This is a genomic window from Shimia biformata, assembly GCF_016888515.1.
In the GTDB taxonomy this organism is placed as follows: domain Bacteria; phylum Pseudomonadota; class Alphaproteobacteria; order Rhodobacterales; family Rhodobacteraceae; genus Shimia_A; species Shimia_A biformata.
On record NZ_JAFEJK010000001.1, the window covers coordinates 2,070,690 to 2,086,731 of the forward strand.

A 16,042-nucleotide genomic window follows, 5' to 3' on the forward strand; every position below is an offset into this window, starting at 1 on the left:
CGCCCTTCAGCGTCCGCGCAAACGCTCCATCAGCGCCAGCGCATCAACACTGGGTTTCTGCTCGATCCGGCGATAGACGCGGCCGTCGCGGGTGCGGGTCGCCAGCCTGTGGTCGATCAGCGAGCGCCGCAGCAGCACATGGTCGTCAAAACCCAAACCGTCCTTGAGGATGGCGTTGACCTCTTTCTCGGTCATGTCCTGATGCGCCGGCATCCGCGCCCAGAACGGCCAGAGGCAGAGCCCCTGCACCTTGGTCCATTTCGGCCAGCGGATCATGCGGCCCTGATCGTCAAAGACGCGAAGCGCGCGTTTTAGCGCCAGGTCGTCAAGCTGCGGTTCCTCGGGCGTTGCCGCCTTCAGATGCTGGTGATTGCGATAACCTGCGGCCTTGGCCACGAGCCCCAGCATGGCGGCCTGACCGGGCAGATTTTCCTGCTCGGCCAGCGACTTGCGCAGGGTTTTTGTAAAGGCCGATACGTCGGCAATGAAAAGAGGTGTCACGTCACGCGACATCATATGCACTCCTGTTGTCATGCTCGTGCAAACCCCGGCGGGGTGCGATGGCCGCCCTTGTCGACGGCACAAGCCAGAAGGCAGGTCGTCGTAATATCAAACAGGTTTAGCGTGGTCAGATGACCGGCGGCGCCTCGGTGAACTGCGGACCGTGATGCGCTAGATAGGGGCAGGGGGATGGTTTGGCAAGAGGACAAGGGCCGCGCCCGAACCTATCACCCGGATCGCCCGCGATCCGGGTCGCGCCCGACCCCGCCCCGTCGCACCGAAGGTGCGCCTTCAAATAAAAAGGCACGCTTCCAGCGAGGTGGCGGGCGCGATACGCCCACCCTCGGTGCCGGGCGCGACCCTCTGTATCGAGACTATGGGCCATCCAATGCGCCACCATCCCAAAGAAAAAGGCCGCCCCGAGGGACGGCCTTTTTGCTAAGAAGCATTGATTACCAAACAATGTCGATTGTCTGCCCTTTGCTGGTTTTGCAGAGCCCTACACCACCAGCAGTAGTAAAGCCGGAACTGTCAGCATAGTTCATTTGGCAGCGCATAGATGAGCCTTTGTTCCCAAGGAGTGTTGCCACGAAGGCACCACTTGTCGTGCTTCCAAAAATTGCATCGCCAGTAGACGTCCAGCCATAACCTGATTGTGAGTTCGCTGGAACTGCCTTGCCTCTATACGTTTCACCCGCAAGCTGCATGACGTAGACATCATGGTCCATTCCTTGCTCGTAGGCGATTTTGACGGGCGTGCCTGAACCACGCACGACCCCTGTCATTTCACCCGCACATCCAGCCAACAAGACGCCGGCCAGAACCCCCATTAATGCTCGAACCATAGTTTTGTTTCCGTTTTCTACTTCAGCGGTTCTCGATATCGACATAGGAGCGTTCGGTCTCGCCTTTGTAAAGCTGGCGCGGGCGGCCGATCTTGTGGGCCGGATCCGAGAACTGTTCCTTCCACTGGCTGATCCAGCCAACGGTGCGCGACAGCGCGAAGATCGGGGTGAACATCGAGGTCGGGAAGCCCATCGCCTCGAGGATGATGCCCGAATAGAAGTCGACATTCGGGAACAGCTTTTTCTCGGCGAAATAGGGGTCGGCCAATGCCGCCTCTTCCAGCGCCTTTGCGGTCGCCAGGATCGGGTTGTTCTCGACGCCCAGAAGCTCCAGCACCTCGTCGGCGGACTGTTTCATCACCGTCGCGCGCGGGTCGAAGTTCTTGTAGACGCGGTGGCCGAAACCCATCAGGCGGAACGGATCGTTCTTGTCCTTGGCGCGGGCGATGAATTCAGGAATACGATCCGGGGTGCCGATTTCCTTCAGCATTTCAAGGCAGGCCTGGTTTGCCCCGCCATGCGCCGGACCCCAAAGGCAGGCGATCCCGGCGGCGATACAGGCAAACGGGTTTGCCCCCGACGAGGACGCCAGACGCACGGTCGAGGTCGAGGCGTTCTGCTCATGATCGGCATGCAGGGTAAAGATCCGGTCCATCGCGCGGGCCAGGATCGGGTCGACATGATATTCCTCGGCCGGAACCGCAAAGCACATGTGCAGGAAGTTGGCGGCATAATCCAGGTCGTTGCGCGGATACACAAACGGCTGCCCGATCGAGTATTTATAGGCCATCGCCGCGATGGTCGGCAGTTTCGCGATCAGGCGGATCGCCGCGACTTCGCGCTGCCAGGGATCATTCACATCGGTCGAGTCGTGATAAAACGCCGACATCGCGCCGACCACGCCAACCAGCGTTGCCATCGGGTGCGCGTCGCGGCGGAAACCACGGAAGAAGTTGTGCATCTGCTCATGCACCATGGTGTGGCGGGTGACGCGGGTCTCGAAATCCTCAAGCTGCGCGGTGGTGGGCAGTTCGCCGTAAAGCAGCAGGTAGCACACTTCGAGGTAATGCGATTTGCCCGCCAGTTCGCTGATTGGATAGCCACGGTGCAGCAACACGCCTTCTTCGCCGTCGATGAAGGTGATCGTCGATTCACAGGCCGCGGTCGAGGTGAAACCCGGGTCATAGGTAAAGACGCCGGCGGTGCCGTAAAGCTTGCGGATGTCGATCACATCCGGGCCAGCGGTGGGCGAATAGACCGGCAGATCATAGCTTTGATCCCCAATGGTCAGCGTCGCGGTCTTTTGAGTGTCAGACATTCTCGATCCCTTCCTTCCGGTCCCGGAACCGTTTTGTCCGGGCTATTGGCGTGCATTGGCCTTGGTCACGTCACATGCGCGCCTCAGCCACCTTTTGCCGCGTCCTCGATCCGCGCGATTGTTTCTTCACGCCCAAGGACCAGCATCATATCGAATACGCTGGGGGTCACCGCCCGGCCTGCCAAAGCCGCCCGCAGAGGGCCTGCCATCTTGCCGAATTTGATCTCTTTTTCTTCCGCGAAAGAGCTGGTGACAGCCTCCAATCCATCTCGGGTCCAGCTAGCATTTTGCAGATGCGGCGTCAATTCATTCAGTATACCACGGGATACCGTATCAAGTTGCCTGGCCGCTTTCTCGTCCGGCTGAAGGGGTCTGTCAGCCAATACAAACTCAGCCTTTTCAATAAGTTCCGGGAAAGTCTTGGCCCGTTCCTTGAGGCAATACATCGCAGTCCGTAGTAATACTGTTTTCGCTGCGTCAACCGGGGCCGCGCCGGTGGCTTTCAGATATGCCTGAAGTTCATGCAGCAGCGCGGCATCGTCGGCCTGCGCAATATGCTGGCCACACAGGTTTTCCAGCTTCTTGAGGTCGAACCGCGCCGGGCTCTTGCCGATTCCGTCGAAATCGAACCATGCCTTGGCCTGGTCGTCGGTGAAGAACTCGTCATCGCCATGAGACCAACCCAGCCGCGCCAGATAGTTGCGCATGCCCGCCGCCGGATAGCCCATTTTCTGGTATTCCTCGGCCCCCAGCGCGCCGTGGCGTTTCGACAGTTTCTTGCCGTCCGGCCCGTGGATCAGCGGAATATGCGCCCATGTCGGCACGTCCCAGCCCATCGCCTGATAGATCATCATCTGCCGCGCGGCATTGTTCAGGTGGTCATCCCCCCGGATCACATGGGTCACGCCCATGTCATGGTCATCGACCACGACGGCCAGCATATAGACCGGCGTGCCATCGCTGCGCAGAAGGATCATGTCGTCCAGCTGATCGTTGCGGATCGTGACGTCGCCCTGCACCTGATCGCGGATCACGGTCTGGCCATCCTGCGGTGCCTTGATGCGAATGACAAAAGGCGCGTCCGGGTGGGTCGCCGGATCAGCGTCGCGCCAGGGCGAGCGATAAAGCGTCGACTTGCCCTCGGCCCGCGCCTGTTCGCGGAAGGCGGCAATCTCGTCCTGGGTGGCAAAACACTTATAGGCCTTGCCCGCCGCCAGAAGCTGATGCGCGACCTCGGCGTGGCGGTCGGCGCGTTCGAACTGACTGATCGGGTCGCCGTCCCAGTCCAGCCCCAGCCATGTCAGCCCTTTCAGGATGGCTTCGGTCGCCTCCGGGGTCGAGCGTTCGCGGTCGGTATCCTCGATCCGCAGCAGGAACTTGCCGCCGCGCCCGCGTGCGTAAAGCCAGTTGAACAGCGCGGTGCGGGCGCCGCCGATATGCAGATAGCCCGTGGGCGAGGGCGCGAAACGGGTGACGACTTGGTCGGACATGTCGGGATTAACCTCTTGGTAACCACGGGAGAGTTAGATTTGGCGCCTGTCTATCGGCCAGACGAAGCTAGGACAAGGTGGGACGCGCCGTGGAGATCCTTGGCCATATCCGCTTGGCGATCCTGCGCCAACAGGGGCATCTTCTGTTGTGGGCCCCGGTCTGCCTCGGTCTGGGGATCGGGGTGTTTTTCCTGTTGAAATTCGAACCTGCGGTGCTGTCGATGGCCGTGTTGGGCATCGCCGGGGCGGGTCTGCTGACGTTCAGCCGCTTCATGGGCGAGGTTCCGGCCCCGCCGACACGCGCCATTGCGCTGATCCTGCTGGGCGTTGCCCTTGCCGCGACCCGCGCCCATCTGGTGGCCGACCCGGTCCTGTCCTTCCGCTATTATGGCCCGGTCGAGGGGCGGATCGTGGCCATCGACCGCTCGGCCAGCGACGTGATCCGCCTGACCCTGGCGGATGTGCGGCTGGATCGCGTGGCGCGGGACCGGACACCGGGGCGGGTGCGGGTGGCGTTGCATGGCGACCAGCGTTTCCTGACGCCAAAGCCGGGGCAGCTGGTGGGCATGACCGCCCACCTCGCGCCGCCCTCCGGCCCGGCGGAACCCGGCGGGTTCGACTTCCAGCGCCACGCGTGGTTTCTTGGCATCGGTGCGGTGGGCTATACCCGCGTGCCGGCGCTGGCGCTTGCGCCGCCCCCCGATGCCCCGTCGATCTTTGCCACCCGCATGGCGCTTTCTGCCGCTGTGCAATCAAATCTGCCGGGCGAAACCGGGGCTTTCGCCGCCGCCGTGACCACCGGCGACCGCTCGGCCATGTCGCAGGCCACGATCGAGACGCTGCGGCGGTCGAACCTGGCTCACCTGCTGGCCATTTCCGGCCTGCATATGGGGCTTCTGGCCGGGTTTGTCTTTGCCGCGATCCGGCTGGGGCTTGCGCTGGTGCCGCGCGTGTCGCTGCGCATCCCGGCCAAGAAGGTCGCGGCGGTCGGAGCGTTCCTTGCTGCTGCGGGCTATCTGGCCCTGTCAGGGGGGAGCGTCGCCACCGAACGCGCCTTCATCATGTCGGCGGTGGCACTGGGGGCGGTGCTGGTCGACCGCCGCGCCCTGTCGCTGCGCGCGGTGGCCATCGCCGCGCTGATTGTCCTTGTTCTGCGTCCCGAGGCATTGATGAGCCCGGGCTTCCAGATGTCCTTTGCCGCCACCACCGCGCTGGTCGCGGTGTTCCGGTTCATCAGCGACAACAACATCCGCCTTGGCCCGCCTGTCCTGCGCCCAGTGGTGGCGGTGGTGATCTCAAGCCTTGTGGCGGGGCTGGCCACGGCCCCGATTGCGGCGGCCCATTTCAACCAGATCGCCCATTACGGGCTGATCGCCAACCTGCTGTCGGTGCCGGTGATGGGGGCGGTGGTGGTGCCTGCGGCGGTGCTGGCGGCCTGCCTCTCACCGATCGGGCTTGAGGGGCTGGGCCTTGCCATCATGGGGCTGGGGCTGGACTGGATTCTCTGGGTTGCGGCCTGGGTCTCGGGGCTGGACGGTGCGCGCGGCGCGGTCATGGCGCCGCCCGCCTGGGTCTTGCCTGTGTTCTGCCTTGGCGCGGTATTTGCCGTGATCTGGCAGGGAAAAGAGCGCGTGGCCGGCGCCGTGCCGATGATTGTGGCGCTGGCCTTCTGGGGCACGGCGGACCGCCCGGCGATCCTGATTGCCGACACCGGCGGGCTGGTCGGGGTGATGACGGCGGAGGGCCGCGCCCTGAGCCGGGACAAGGGGCAGGGGTTCGTGGCGCGTATCTGGCTGGAAAACGACGGTGATGCGGTGGATCAGCCGGGCGCGGCACATCGCTGGCCCGAAACCGGCGCCCTGCGCCGCTTTGCCATTCCCGGCGGCACGCTGATCCACGTCCACGGCAAACGCGCGCTTGCCGGGTTCACCGGCTGCGCGCCCGGTGATCTTGTCGTCTTTTCAATGGAGTACGATCAGCCGCTGCCCTGCGCCTCGCTTGGGCCCAAGGTGCTGGCGCAGTCGGGCGCGGTGGCGATCAAGTCGCGCGGGAGCGGGTTTGTGCAGGCCACGGCACGGCAGGTCAGCGGCGCGCGCCTGTGGAACACGCGCGCGACCGACGACCGCTAGAGGCGGGCCATTGGGTGCGGATCAAGTGCAGATCAGTAGGTGCGGATCAGGCCGACCAGCTTGCCCTGCACCTTGACCTTGTCCTCGGGGTAAACGCGGGTCTCGTAAGCCGGGTTCGCCGCCTCAAGGGCAATCGAGCGGCCATTGTGGTGGAACCGTTTCAGCGTCGCTTCCTGATCCTCGACCAGCGCCACGACGATATCGCCGTTATCAGCAGTGCGGCCTTCGCGGATGATCACGACATCACCGTCGTTGATCCCGGCCTCGATCATGGAATCGCCTTTGACTTCAAGCGCATAGTGGTTGCCCCCGGTGCTGATCATCTGGCCCGGTACGGCGACGTGATGATCGACATGGCTGATCGCCTCGATCGGGACACCAGCGGCGATCTTGCCCATGACGGGGATCTCGCGGGCGTGCAGGATCACCTCTTCGGGCAGGATGTTGGCGGGCTGGGTGGGCGAGGGGTGCGGCCCGTCGATCACCCGCGGGGTGAAACCCTTGGTGGGCGCACTGGGCACGCCACCCATGGATTCGGGCAGTTTCACGATCTCGATCGCGCGGGCGCGGTGGGCAAGGCGGCGGATGAACCCCCGTTCCTCAAGCGCGGTGATCAGGCGGTGGATGCCGGACTTCGACCGTAGGTCAAGCGCATCCTTCATCTCGTCAAAACTGGGGGGCACGCCGTCGCGCTGAACGCGCTTGTGAATGAACTCCAACAAATCGAGCTGTTTCTTCGTCAGCATGACTGCCTCCGTTGCCTGTTTGCGTTTGTTCTACGCATGTTCTCGTTTTGTGTCAACGGTTTGGTTGACAACACGTGAAACGACACGGGAACCCGGCGGATCAGACACAAGCGTCGCGGGCCGGGTTCGGCGCTAGATTGGCAGGTATTCGACCATGTCTCCGGCGGCGCGGGCCGGGTCTGCGGGCGGGCGGATCGCCAGTGCATTGGCATCGGCCAGAACCGTCAGAAGCGCGCTGTCCTGATTGTCAAACACGGTCAGTTTGCCATCTTCCAGCCGCGCGCGCATGTAATGTTCGCGCGGGCCATTGGCGTCCAGATCATGGGCAAGCGGCGCGCTGGAGCGAACCTGTGCCGCCGCGCCAAGGCCCAGCATCTGCCGGATCACCGGCGCCACGAAGACATGGCCGCAGACCATGGCCGACACCGGGTTCCCCGGCAGCCCGATCATCATCGCCCCCGACGCCAGACGCCCCGCCATCAGCGGTTTTCCCGGCCGCATGGCGATCTTGTAGAAGCTGCGGTCCATGCCAAGCTCTGCCGCCACGTCGCCGACCAGATCGTGATCGCCCACGGACGCGCCACCGATGGTCAGCAACAGGTCGGCGTCATCCACCAGCGAGAACGCCATCTCCAGCGAGGCCCGGCTGTCCCGCGCAATCGGCAGCATCCGCACTTCGGCGCCAAGGTCTTCCAGCATTCCCTTCAGGCCAAAACTGTTCGACGCGATGATCTGGTCGGGGCCGGGGGTCTCTCCGGGCATGACCAGCTCGTCGCCGGTAGCCAGAATCGCCACCTTGGGGCGGCGGGTCACGGGAACCTCGGCAATATTCATCGCCGCCAGAAGCGCGACATGGGCCGGGCGCAGGATCTTGGGCGCGTCGACCATTTGGCCGTCGCGGAAATCGGCCCCCTTGGGGCGGATATGCGTGCTGGTGCCGGGGTCGCGGGCGATGGTGATCGCATCGCCATCGCGTTCGATATCTTCTTGAATCACCACGCGGGTAGCGCCCTCGGGAACGGGCGCGCCGGTAAAGATGCGCACCGCCTGTCCGGGGCCCACGGAGCCGTCGAACCCGTGTCCGGCGGCGGCCTCTCCGATCACGGTGAACGACGCGCCAAGGGCGACCTCGTCGTCGCGCATCGCGTAACCATCCATGGCCGAAGCGGAAAACGGCGGCTGATCGCGCTGCGCCGCCACCGGGCGGGCCAGAACCCGGCCATTGGCCCGTTTCAGGTCCACCGTCTCGACCGGCAAGGGCGCGGCAAGGTCAAACAGCAGTGCAAGCGCTTCGGAAACAGGGATCATGTCGCCTCGTAACGTCCTGATTTGCCGCCATCTTTCAGCGTGACATGGATGCCGCCGATCTCCATTGCCTTGTCCACGGCCTTGGCCATGTCATAGACCGTCAGGGCGGCGATATTGACGGCGGTCAGTGCCTCCATCTCGACCCCGGTCTGTCCGGTGGTCTTGACCGTTGCCTCGATGCGGACGCCGGGCAGGTCGGCGTCGGTCGCAAGTTCCACCGCGACCTTGGTGATCGGCAGCGGGTGACACAGCGGGATCAGGTCGGCGCATTTCTTGGCCCCCATGATCCCCGCCAGCCGAGCCACGGCCAGAACATCGCCCTTCTTGGCGCGACCTTCTGCAATGATATCATGGGTTTGCGGCTTCATCTTCACGTAGCCAACAGCCGTGGCAACGCGCGACGTCACCGCCTTGTCCGAGACATCGACCATATGCGCGTCGCCCTTACCATCGAAATGGCTGAGACCCGAGGGATGATCCGCCATCAGAACCCCCCGGTCAGCGGGTTGGCCAGAAGGTTGCGGGTGGCGCGTTCGACGTCGTCCTGCCGCATCAGGCTTTCACCGATCAGGAAGATACGCGCGCCATAGCGGGCCATATCCGCAAGGTCTTCGGGCGTGTTCAGACCGCTTTCCGAGACGATCACCCGGTCGGCAGGCACCAGTTTCGACAGGGTGCGCGTGGTGTCCAGCGTGGTCTCAAACGTCTTGAGGTTGCGGTTGTTGATGCCGATCAGGTCGGATTTCAGGTGCTGGGCGCGTTCCAGTTCCTCGGCGTCATGGACCTCGATCAGGACGTCCATGTCCCAGCTGCGGGCGGCGTCCTCAAGCTCAAGCGCCTGGGTGACGCTGACGCTGGCCATGATGATCAGGATACAGTCCGCCCCCAGCGCGCGGGCCTCGGCGACCTGATAGGTGTCATACATGAAGTCCTTGCGCAGCGCGGGCAGGCTGGTGGCATGGCGCGCCTCGGTCAGGAAGGGTTTTGCGCCCTGAAAACTGGGCGTGTCGGTCAGGACCGACAGGCAGGTCGCGCCGCCCGCCTCATAGGCCTTGGCCAGGGTTGCGGGATCGAAATCTTCGCGGATCAGCCCCTTCGAGGGCGAGGCTTTCTTGACCTCGGCAATCAGCCCATACCCGGTGCGGCTGGCCTGTTTCAGCGCCTCGCCGAAGCCGCGCGTCGGGCCGGCGGCGCGGGCCTCGGCCTCGACCGCCTCAAGCGGTTTGGCGGCCTTGTCCGCCGCGATTTCCTCAAGCTTATAGGCCTTGATCTTGTCCAGAACCGTTCCGGTCATGCCCTCGTCCAGTTTATTGCGGGCTCACCACGGGCGGCAAGCCAGGTGTTGACGCGCGAGAACGGTCGCGCTCCGAAGAAACCGCGCCGCGCCGACAGGGGCGAGGGATGCGCGGTTTCGATGATCAGGTGTTCGCCGCCATCTTTAGGCGATGATATGTGACACGCAAGACCTTGCGCCTGTTTTCCCCACAAGAGAAAGGCGGTTGGCCGGGTTGCGACGCTGGCAACCACCTGTTCGGCAAGGCGCTGCCAGCCCAGCCGGGCGTGACCATTGGCCTCGCCTGCAGGAACGCTGAGGCAGGTGTTCAGCAACAGGACGCCCTGATCGGCCCAGAAGCGCAAATCGCCGTTATCCGGTGCCGCGCCAAGATCGGACTGCAATTCTTTGAAGATATTGCCCAGCGATCGGGGCAGGGGGCGCACGTCGGGTTCCACCGAAAACGCCAGCCCATGCGCATGGCCGGGGGTGGGATAGGGGTCCTGTCCCAGGATCACCACGCGCACCTTCTCAGGTGGGCAGCGCTCAAGCGCGGCAAAGCGTTGGTGGTCTGGGGGCAGGATTTCGCGGGTATCGGCTGCAAGCGCGGCGGCGATGCGGGGCATGTCGTCAGTGAAAAACGGCAGATGAGACCAGGCGGCGGGTGGGGTCATTGGGTGAGGCCCAAATGTGTGCCGGGCAGTTCCCGACCGCGGGTGGGCGCCGAAACGGTTCCGAATTGCGCTTTATGTCGCGGCATATCTCTGATGTTGCTTTGAAATGGCAAGGTCGCAAAAGCGCCCGCCCGGGGGGCGGTCGGGCGCTGCCCGGCGGTGTCTGCGACACCTTGATTCCGGGCTTGGTGTTTCGCCGACCTCACGCCGCGCCCGAGGTGACCTTGGCCAGTGCCTCGACCTTGGCTTTCGCCGCACCGCTGTCGATGCTTTCACGCGCTTTCTCGACACCGTCGCGCAGATCGCTGGCGGCATCCGCCACCACCAGCGCAGCCGCCGCGTTCAGCAGAACCGCGTCGCGATAGGCGTTCTCGGCCCCGTCCAGCAGCGCGCGGAAGGCATTTGCGTTCTCCTCGGGCGTGCCGCCGATGATCTGTTCGAACGGGCGCACGGGCAATCCGGCATCTTCGGGGTGCAGTTCGGCGTCGCGGATCGTGCCGTCGGTTTCCAGAGCCGAGACCCAGCTGACGCCGGAAATCGCCAGTTCATCGGTGCCGTCCGAGCCATGCACCAGCCACGCCCGTTCCGAGCCCAGCGTCTTCAGGGTTTCGGCCATCGGGCGGATCAGGTCGCGGGTGAAGGCGCCGGTCAGCTGCCGTTTCGCGCCCGCAGGGTTGGTCAGCGGGCCGAGAATGTTGAAAATCGTGCGTGTACCCAGTTCGGCGCGCACCGGGCCGACATGGGCCATCGCCGGGTGATGCATGGGCGCCATCATAAAGGCGATCCCACAGGTTTTAAGCGCCTTTTCAACCACGTCCGGGCCAACCATGACGTTGATCCCCATCTGGGTCTGCACATCCGCCGTACCGGATTTCGATGACAGGTTGCGGTTGCCATGCTTGGCGACGGGCACCCCGGCCCCGGCGACGACAAAGGCCGTCGCGGTCGAGATGTTCAGCGTATGCTTGCCATCTCCGCCAGTGCCGACAATGTCCATGACCCCGTCCGGCGCGGCAACCTTGTTGCACTTGGCGCGCATCACGGCGGCGGCGGCGGCGTATTCATCCACGGTTTCGCCACGGGTGCGCAGCGCCATCAACAGACCCCCGATCTGGCTGGGGGTGGCTTCGCCGGTGAACAGGATCTCGAACGCGGTTTCCGCTTCTTCCCGTGTCAGCGGACGGTCGGCGGCAGCGCCGATCAGCGGCTTCAGACGGTCGCTCATGCGGGTTCCCCCTGTCGTGTCGGCATCATGTCGAGAAAGTTCTTCAGCATCGCGTGGCCATGTTCCGAAGCAATGGATTCGGGGTGAAACTGCACCCCCTGGATCGGCAGGTCGCGGTGTTGCAGCCCCATGATCGTGCCATCCTCAAGCCATGCGGTGACCTCAAGACAGTCCGGCAGGCTTTCGCGATCGACGATCAGCGAGTGATAGCGTGTCGCCTCGAACGGTGTGGGCAACCCGGCAAACACGCCTTTTCCGGCGTGATGCATGATCCCCATCTTGCCATGCACGATCTCGTGGCAGCGCACCACCTTGCCGCCAAAGGCCTGACCGATGGTCTGGTGCCCAAGGCAGACCCCCATCAGCGGCGTTTTGGTTTCGGCTGCGGCCTCGGTCAGGGCAAGGCAGATGCCCGCCTGATCGGGATCACAAGGCCCCGGCGACAACAGGATACCGGCGGGGTTCAGCCCCATCGCGTCCTGCACCGTCAGCGCGTCATTGCGATAAACCGACACGTCGGCGCCAAGCTCGCCCAGGTAATGCACAAGGTTGTAGGTAAAGCTGTCATAATTGTCGATCAGCAGGAGCATGGCCCACATCCTTCGCCAGACGTCAAAACAGGGTGGAGCCCAAGGCCCCGGTCGCGCTATACATGCTCAGGCTTGGCCCGGAGGGTCAAGAGGGGCAAGGGGGCCAAACCCCCGATCCAAGGCCGAAACCGGGCAAAGAGGGCAGAGCGCATGTTTCGAGGATTGATACTGGGCATCATCTGGGGCGGATTGCTGGCCGCGATCGTTCTGGGCATGGCGTCGCTGATTGCGCCGCTTCCCGCAACTGTCGCGCCACAGACCACGGCGGCAAGCGGCACGTTGGGCGCGCTTGACGAAACGACGGGCGAGGTCGCGGCCGTATCCAAGGCTGACGACGCGGTGGCCGAGGGCGCGGCATCCGCTGTCACAACCCCGTCGCCGGAGGATCAGCCGCTTGCCGACACCGCCTCGGCCCCGAAGCCGGAAACCGGCGGCGACGCGCAAACGATCCCCGCACCCGAGGCGGGCGGCGACGGTTCGGTCCCGGTCACGGCGGACGACCCGGTGACACCTCTGGTTCCGGCCACCTCAACCGCGCCGGGGGCCGCGGTGAACAAGGACGACCTTTCGATCACCACAAACCCCGACCAGCCCAGCCCGCCGCCCGTGCCCGAAGTGGGCGCCTTTCCCGAAACACCCGGCATGACGGCACCCGAGGCAGATGACTCGGCCGAGTTGAAACCCGCCGGCACCGGTGCCGCGTCTCAGGGGGCTGAGGACACCGACAAGACCCCCACCGCAGAACGTGGCAACCCGCCTGCGCCGGGCGACGAAAACGCTTCGGTCCTGAAACCTGCGGGCAATCTGAAGGACAGTTTCCCCGACAAGGCCTCAAAGCGGCTGCCAACCGTCATTGACGACGCAACCGAAGACGCGGCAGCTGTGGAAAGCGCCGAGCCGATGGATGAAGCCGCGCGTCCGATTGACCGTTTTTCCCAGCCCTTCGACAATCCCGACGGCAAGCCGCTGATGTCGATCCTGCTGATGGATGACGGCAGCGGCACGGCGCAGCTCGATGCGCTGGAAAGCTTCCCCTATCCCCTGACCTTTGCCATCGACACGCTGTCGCCTGACGCGACCCGGCGCGCCGCCGCCTATCGCGACAGGGGCTTCGAGGTGGTCGCCATGATCGACATCCCCGCCGGGGCCGCCCCATCCGACGTCGAGGTTGCGCTTGGCGCGCATTTGCAGGTTCTGCCCGAGGCGGTCGCGGTGATGGAAGGCATGGGCGATGGGTTGCAGGGCAATCGTGACCTGTCGGATCAGGTCTCGGACGTGCTTCTGGCGACAGGCCACGGGCTGATCCTGTTCCCGCAGGGGCTGGATACGGCGCGCAAGCTGGCCCAGCGCGACGGCGTGCCCGCCGCGACGGTGTTCCGCGACTTTGACAGCAAGAACCAGACCGCAACCGTGATCCGCCGATTCCTCGACCAGGCGGCGTTTCGCGCCGGGCAGGAAGGCGGGGTGATCATGGTCGGGCGTCTGCGCGAGGAAACGATTGCCGCGCTGCTTCTGTGGGCCTTGCAGGACCGTGCGACAACAGTGGCGCTTGCACCCGTCTCGGCTGTGTTACTGTCGGGGCAGTAAACTCTCGAGTCGCATGCTGAGGAGCCCGCCATGCCCTTCCTCGACCTGAACGGAACCAGAATGCACTATACAGACACCGGCGGCGACGCCCCGGCGCTGGTGTTTTCCCACGGGCTGTTATGGTCGGGCGAAATGTTCGCCGCGCAGGTGGCGCATTTTCAGGACCGTTTCCGCTGTATCACCTTCGATCACCGCGGGCAGGGCAAAAGCGGCATCCCGGATTCGGGTTATGACATGGACACGCTGACCGAGGACGCGGCGGCGCTGATCACCCATCTGGGTGTGGAGCCCTGTCATTTCGTTGGCCTGTCGATGGGCGGGTTTGTCGGGATGCGGCTGGCGGCGCGGCGGCCCGAGATGATCCGCACGGTGACCCTTCTGGAAACCTCCGCCGATCCCGAGCCGCCGGAAAACGGGCCGAAATACCGGATGCTGAATTTCGTCGCGCGCTGGGTCGGGCTGCGGTTTGTCGCCGGTCGGGTCATGCCGATCATGTTCGGACAGGATTTTCTGACCGACCCCGCCCGCGCCGAAGAGCGCGCCCGCTGGCGGCGGGCCATGATCGCCAATGACCGCATCGGCATTACCCGCGCCGTGGTCGGGGTAATCGAACGCGAGGGCTGCACCGACCTTCTATCACAGATCAAACAGCCCGTCGGCATCGGTGTCGGGGATCAGGACGTCGCAACGGTGCCGCAGAAATCGGAACGCATGAAAGCCGCCATCAAAAGCGCGGACCTGACCGTGTTCACCGGCGCGGGCCATTCCTCGTCCATCGAGACCCCGGACCAAGTCAACGCGCTGATCGAACGGACCGTCGCGCGGGCCTAAGGGCGCAAAACCTCAGCTGTTGCCGTTGCCGGTGAACCGCGCCGCGTCTGCGGCGGCCCGCCGGATGGCGTTCGATTTATGCACGGTTTCCATATATTCGGCCTCGGGGTCGCTGTCATAGACCACGCCGCCTCCGGCCTGAATGTAAAGCTTCTGGTCCTTCACGATGGCGGTCCTCAGTGCGATGCACATGTCCATGTCGCCACCGGCGCTGAAATAGCCGACCCCGCCGCCATAGACGCCGCGTTTTTCCGGCTCCAGCTCGTCGATGATCTCCATCGCGCGCACTTTCGGCGCGCCCGAGACCGTGCCCGCGGGCATCCCGGCAAAGAAGGCCGACAGCGCGTCCTGATCCTCGGCCAGTTCGCCGACCACGTTTGACACGATGTGCATGACGTGGCTGTAGCGCTCGATGATGAACTGTTCGGTCGGGCGCACGGTGCCGATCTTGGACACACGGCCCGTGTCGTTGCGCCCGAGGTCCAGCAGCATCAGATGTTCGGCCAGTTCCTTCTTGTCCGCCAGAAGGTCCAGCTCCAGCGCCTTGTCCTCTTCCGGCGTCGCGCCGCGCGGACGGGTGCCCGCGATCGGGCGGATCGTGACCTCGTTTCCGAAGACCCGGACCAGGATTTCCGGGCTGGCCCCGATCACCTGAAAGCCGCCGAAGTTGAAATAGAACATGAAGGGCGACGGGTTGGTGCGCCGCAGGGACCGATAAAGCGAGAAGGGCGGCAGCGGGAAGGCTTGGGTCCAGCGCTGCGCCGGGACCACCTGAAAGATGTCGCCCGCGCGGATATAGTCCTTGGCCTTTTCGACCGCCGCCTTGTAGCCGTCCTTGGTGAAATTCGACACCGGCGGCGCGATCTCATGCGCCTCGCCGATTTCGCGGCTGGCCTGGGGCAGGGCGCGCTCAAGGTCGCGCACCGCGTCCATCACCCGTTCAGCCGCCTGTGCATAGGCCGCGCGTGCCGACTGGCCCTCGCTGACCCAGGCCGGGCTGACCACCGTGACCTCTCCCTTCACGCCATCCAGCACCGCCACCACCGAGGGGCGCAGCATGCAGGCATCGGGCAGGCCCAGCGGGTCGGGGTTCACGTTCGGCAGGTGTTCGACCAGCCGGATCATGTCGTATCCCAGATAACCGAACAGCCCCGCCGACGCCTGCGGCAGGTCGTCGGGCAGGTCGATGCGGCTTTCCTCGATCAGGTCGCGCAGCGCGGTCAGCGGCGCGGCGTCCTGCGGCTCGAAGGCGGTGGCGTCATAGCGCGCCTGCCGGTTGATCCGCGCCTTTTCCCCGTGACACTGCCAGATCAGGTCGGGCTTCATGCCGATGATCGAATAGCGCCCGCGAACCTCGCCGCCGGTGACCGATTCCAGCATGAACGCATCCTGCGCCGCGCCGGTCAGTTTCAGCATCAGCGACACTGGCGTATCAAGGTCAGCCGCCAGCCGCGTATAGACGATCTGGTTACGGCCCGCCTCGTATTCGGTGCGGAAGGCGTCGAAGTCGGGGATCAGGGCCACG

Annotated in this window: 15 protein-coding genes; 3 read left to right on the forward strand and 12 right to left on the reverse strand. The window is 64.4% G+C overall.

The window, feature by feature from the left end; translation table 11 throughout:
* Nucleotides 1-6: 6 nt before the first annotated feature.
* From JQ863_RS10140 to gltX, 4 genes are all read right to left on the reverse strand, one after another.
* Entirely contained in the window at nucleotides 7-534 is a 528-nt protein-coding gene (locus JQ863_RS10140) for a DUF2087 domain-containing protein (RefSeq protein WP_239113257.1), read from the reverse strand.
* Nucleotides 535-953: 419 nt separating this feature from the next.
* Nucleotides 954-1,391, reverse strand: coding sequence for a hypothetical protein (locus JQ863_RS10145; RefSeq protein ID WP_204114157.1), 438 nt, complete (start codon nucleotides 1,389-1,391; stop codon nucleotides 954-956).
* Complete coding sequence (locus tag JQ863_RS10150; protein WP_204114158.1) at nucleotides 1,369-2,664, reverse strand: citrate synthase; 1,296 nt, start codon at nucleotides 2,662-2,664, stop codon at nucleotides 1,369-1,371. Before JQ863_RS10150 ends, JQ863_RS10145 begins: the two co-directional genes overlap by 23 nt.
* Nucleotides 2,665-2,747: 83 nt before the next feature.
* Nucleotides 2,748-4,154 (reverse strand): glutamate--tRNA ligase, encoded by a 1,407-nt coding sequence (gltX, locus tag JQ863_RS10155; RefSeq protein ID WP_204114159.1) that lies wholly within the window; start codon nucleotides 4,152-4,154, stop codon nucleotides 2,748-2,750.
* A 77-nt stretch (nucleotides 4,155-4,231) separates the two neighbouring features.
* Between gltX and JQ863_RS10160 the strand changes: the two genes are divergently transcribed.
* Entirely contained in the window at nucleotides 4,232-6,283 is a 2,052-nt protein-coding gene (locus JQ863_RS10160; RefSeq protein WP_338055510.1) for a ComEC/Rec2 family competence protein, read from the forward strand.
* Nucleotides 6,284-6,315: 32 nt separating this feature from the next.
* On the opposite strand, the gene lexA is transcribed toward JQ863_RS10160, so the two are convergent.
* From lexA to JQ863_RS10195, 7 genes are all read right to left on the reverse strand, one after another.
* A complete protein-coding gene (lexA, locus tag JQ863_RS10165; RefSeq protein WP_204114160.1) occupies nucleotides 6,316-7,029 on the reverse strand; it encodes a transcriptional repressor LexA in 714 nt (237 codons plus the stop codon).
* A gap of 132 nt (nucleotides 7,030-7,161) precedes the next feature.
* Nucleotides 7,162-8,337, reverse strand: coding sequence for a molybdopterin molybdotransferase MoeA (locus JQ863_RS10170; protein WP_204114161.1), 1,176 nt, complete (start codon nucleotides 8,335-8,337; stop codon nucleotides 7,162-7,164).
* On the reverse strand, nucleotides 8,334-8,822 hold the full coding sequence (gene moaC / locus JQ863_RS10175; RefSeq protein WP_204114162.1) for a cyclic pyranopterin monophosphate synthase MoaC: 489 nt from the start codon (nucleotides 8,820-8,822) through the stop codon (nucleotides 8,334-8,336). Before moaC ends, JQ863_RS10170 begins: the two co-directional genes overlap by 4 nt.
* Nucleotides 8,822-9,631, reverse strand: coding sequence for an indole-3-glycerol phosphate synthase TrpC (gene trpC / locus JQ863_RS10180; protein ID WP_204114163.1), 810 nt, complete (start codon nucleotides 9,629-9,631; stop codon nucleotides 8,822-8,824). The genes moaC and trpC overlap by 1 nt, the downstream gene beginning before the upstream one ends.
* The gene (locus JQ863_RS10185; protein WP_204114164.1) at nucleotides 9,628-10,284 is read right to left on the reverse strand and encodes a uracil-DNA glycosylase; all 657 of its coding nucleotides are present in this window, start codon (nucleotides 10,282-10,284) and stop codon (nucleotides 9,628-9,630) included. The genes trpC and JQ863_RS10185 overlap by 4 nt, the downstream gene beginning before the upstream one ends.
* Before the next feature lie 202 nt (nucleotides 10,285-10,486).
* Nucleotides 10,487-11,509 carry an anthranilate phosphoribosyltransferase gene (trpD, locus tag JQ863_RS10190; RefSeq protein WP_204114165.1) on the reverse strand — a complete coding sequence of 341 codons (1,023 nt, stop codon included), beginning with the start codon at nucleotides 11,507-11,509 and terminating at the stop codon, nucleotides 10,487-10,489.
* Nucleotides 11,506-12,099, reverse strand: coding sequence for an anthranilate synthase component II (locus tag JQ863_RS10195; RefSeq protein ID WP_204114166.1), 594 nt, complete (start codon nucleotides 12,097-12,099; stop codon nucleotides 11,506-11,508). The genes trpD and JQ863_RS10195 overlap by 4 nt, the downstream gene beginning before the upstream one ends.
* Before the next feature lie 150 nt (nucleotides 12,100-12,249).
* Here JQ863_RS10195 and JQ863_RS10200 point away from each other — a divergent pair, with 150 nt between their 5' ends.
* Both JQ863_RS10200 and JQ863_RS10205 read left to right on the forward strand, forming a co-directional pair.
* On the forward strand, nucleotides 12,250-13,686 hold the full coding sequence (locus tag JQ863_RS10200; RefSeq protein WP_204114167.1) for a polysaccharide deacteylase family 2 protein: 1,437 nt from the start codon (nucleotides 12,250-12,252) through the stop codon (nucleotides 13,684-13,686).
* Nucleotides 13,687-13,716: 30 nt separating this feature from the next.
* Nucleotides 13,717-14,517, forward strand: a complete 801-nt coding sequence (locus tag JQ863_RS10205) for an alpha/beta fold hydrolase (RefSeq protein ID WP_204114168.1) — start codon at nucleotides 13,717-13,719, stop codon at nucleotides 14,515-14,517.
* 12 nt (nucleotides 14,518-14,529) lie between these two features.
* Here JQ863_RS10205 and trpE read toward each other — a convergent pair whose 3' ends face one another.
* Nucleotides 14,530-16,041 carry an anthranilate synthase component I gene (gene trpE / locus JQ863_RS10210; protein ID WP_204114169.1) on the reverse strand — a complete coding sequence of 504 codons (1,512 nt, stop codon included), beginning with the start codon at nucleotides 16,039-16,041 and terminating at the stop codon, nucleotides 14,530-14,532.
* Between the last annotated feature and the right edge of the window lies 1 nt (nucleotide 16,042).

Excerpts from the sequence above, each read along its gene's own strand:
- JQ863_RS10140 (WP_239113257.1), bottom strand. The coding sequence starts at position 534 with ATGACAACAGGAGTGCATATGATGTCGCGTGACGTGACACCTCTTTTC.
- JQ863_RS10145 (WP_204114157.1), bottom strand. The coding sequence starts at position 1,391 with ATGTCGATATCGAGAACCGCTGAAGTAGAAAACGGAAACAAAACTATG.
- JQ863_RS10150 (WP_204114158.1), bottom strand. The coding sequence starts at position 2,664 with ATGTCTGACACTCAAAAGACCGCGACGCTGACCATTGGGGATCAAAGC.
- gltX (WP_204114159.1), bottom strand. The coding sequence starts at position 4,154 with ATGTCCGACCAAGTCGTCACCCGTTTCGCGCCCTCGCCCACGGGCTAT.
- lexA (WP_204114160.1), bottom strand. The coding sequence starts at position 7,029 with ATGCTGACGAAGAAACAGCTCGATTTGTTGGAGTTCATTCACAAGCGC.
- JQ863_RS10170 (WP_204114161.1), bottom strand. The coding sequence starts at position 8,337 with ATGATCCCTGTTTCCGAAGCGCTTGCACTGCTGTTTGACCTTGCCGCG.
- moaC (WP_204114162.1), bottom strand. The coding sequence starts at position 8,822 with ATGGCGGATCATCCCTCGGGTCTCAGCCATTTCGATGGTAAGGGCGAC.
- trpC (WP_204114163.1), bottom strand. The coding sequence starts at position 9,631 with ATGACCGGAACGGTTCTGGACAAGATCAAGGCCTATAAGCTTGAGGAA.
- JQ863_RS10185 (WP_204114164.1), bottom strand. The coding sequence starts at position 10,284 with ATGACCCCACCCGCCGCCTGGTCTCATCTGCCGTTTTTCACTGACGAC.
- trpD (WP_204114165.1), bottom strand. The coding sequence starts at position 11,509 with ATGAGCGACCGTCTGAAGCCGCTGATCGGCGCTGCCGCCGACCGTCCG.
- JQ863_RS10195 (WP_204114166.1), bottom strand. The coding sequence starts at position 12,099 with ATGCTCCTGCTGATCGACAATTATGACAGCTTTACCTACAACCTTGTG.
- JQ863_RS10200 (WP_204114167.1), top strand. The coding sequence starts at position 12,250 with ATGTTTCGAGGATTGATACTGGGCATCATCTGGGGCGGATTGCTGGCC.
- JQ863_RS10205 (WP_204114168.1), top strand. The coding sequence starts at position 13,717 with ATGCCCTTCCTCGACCTGAACGGAACCAGAATGCACTATACAGACACC.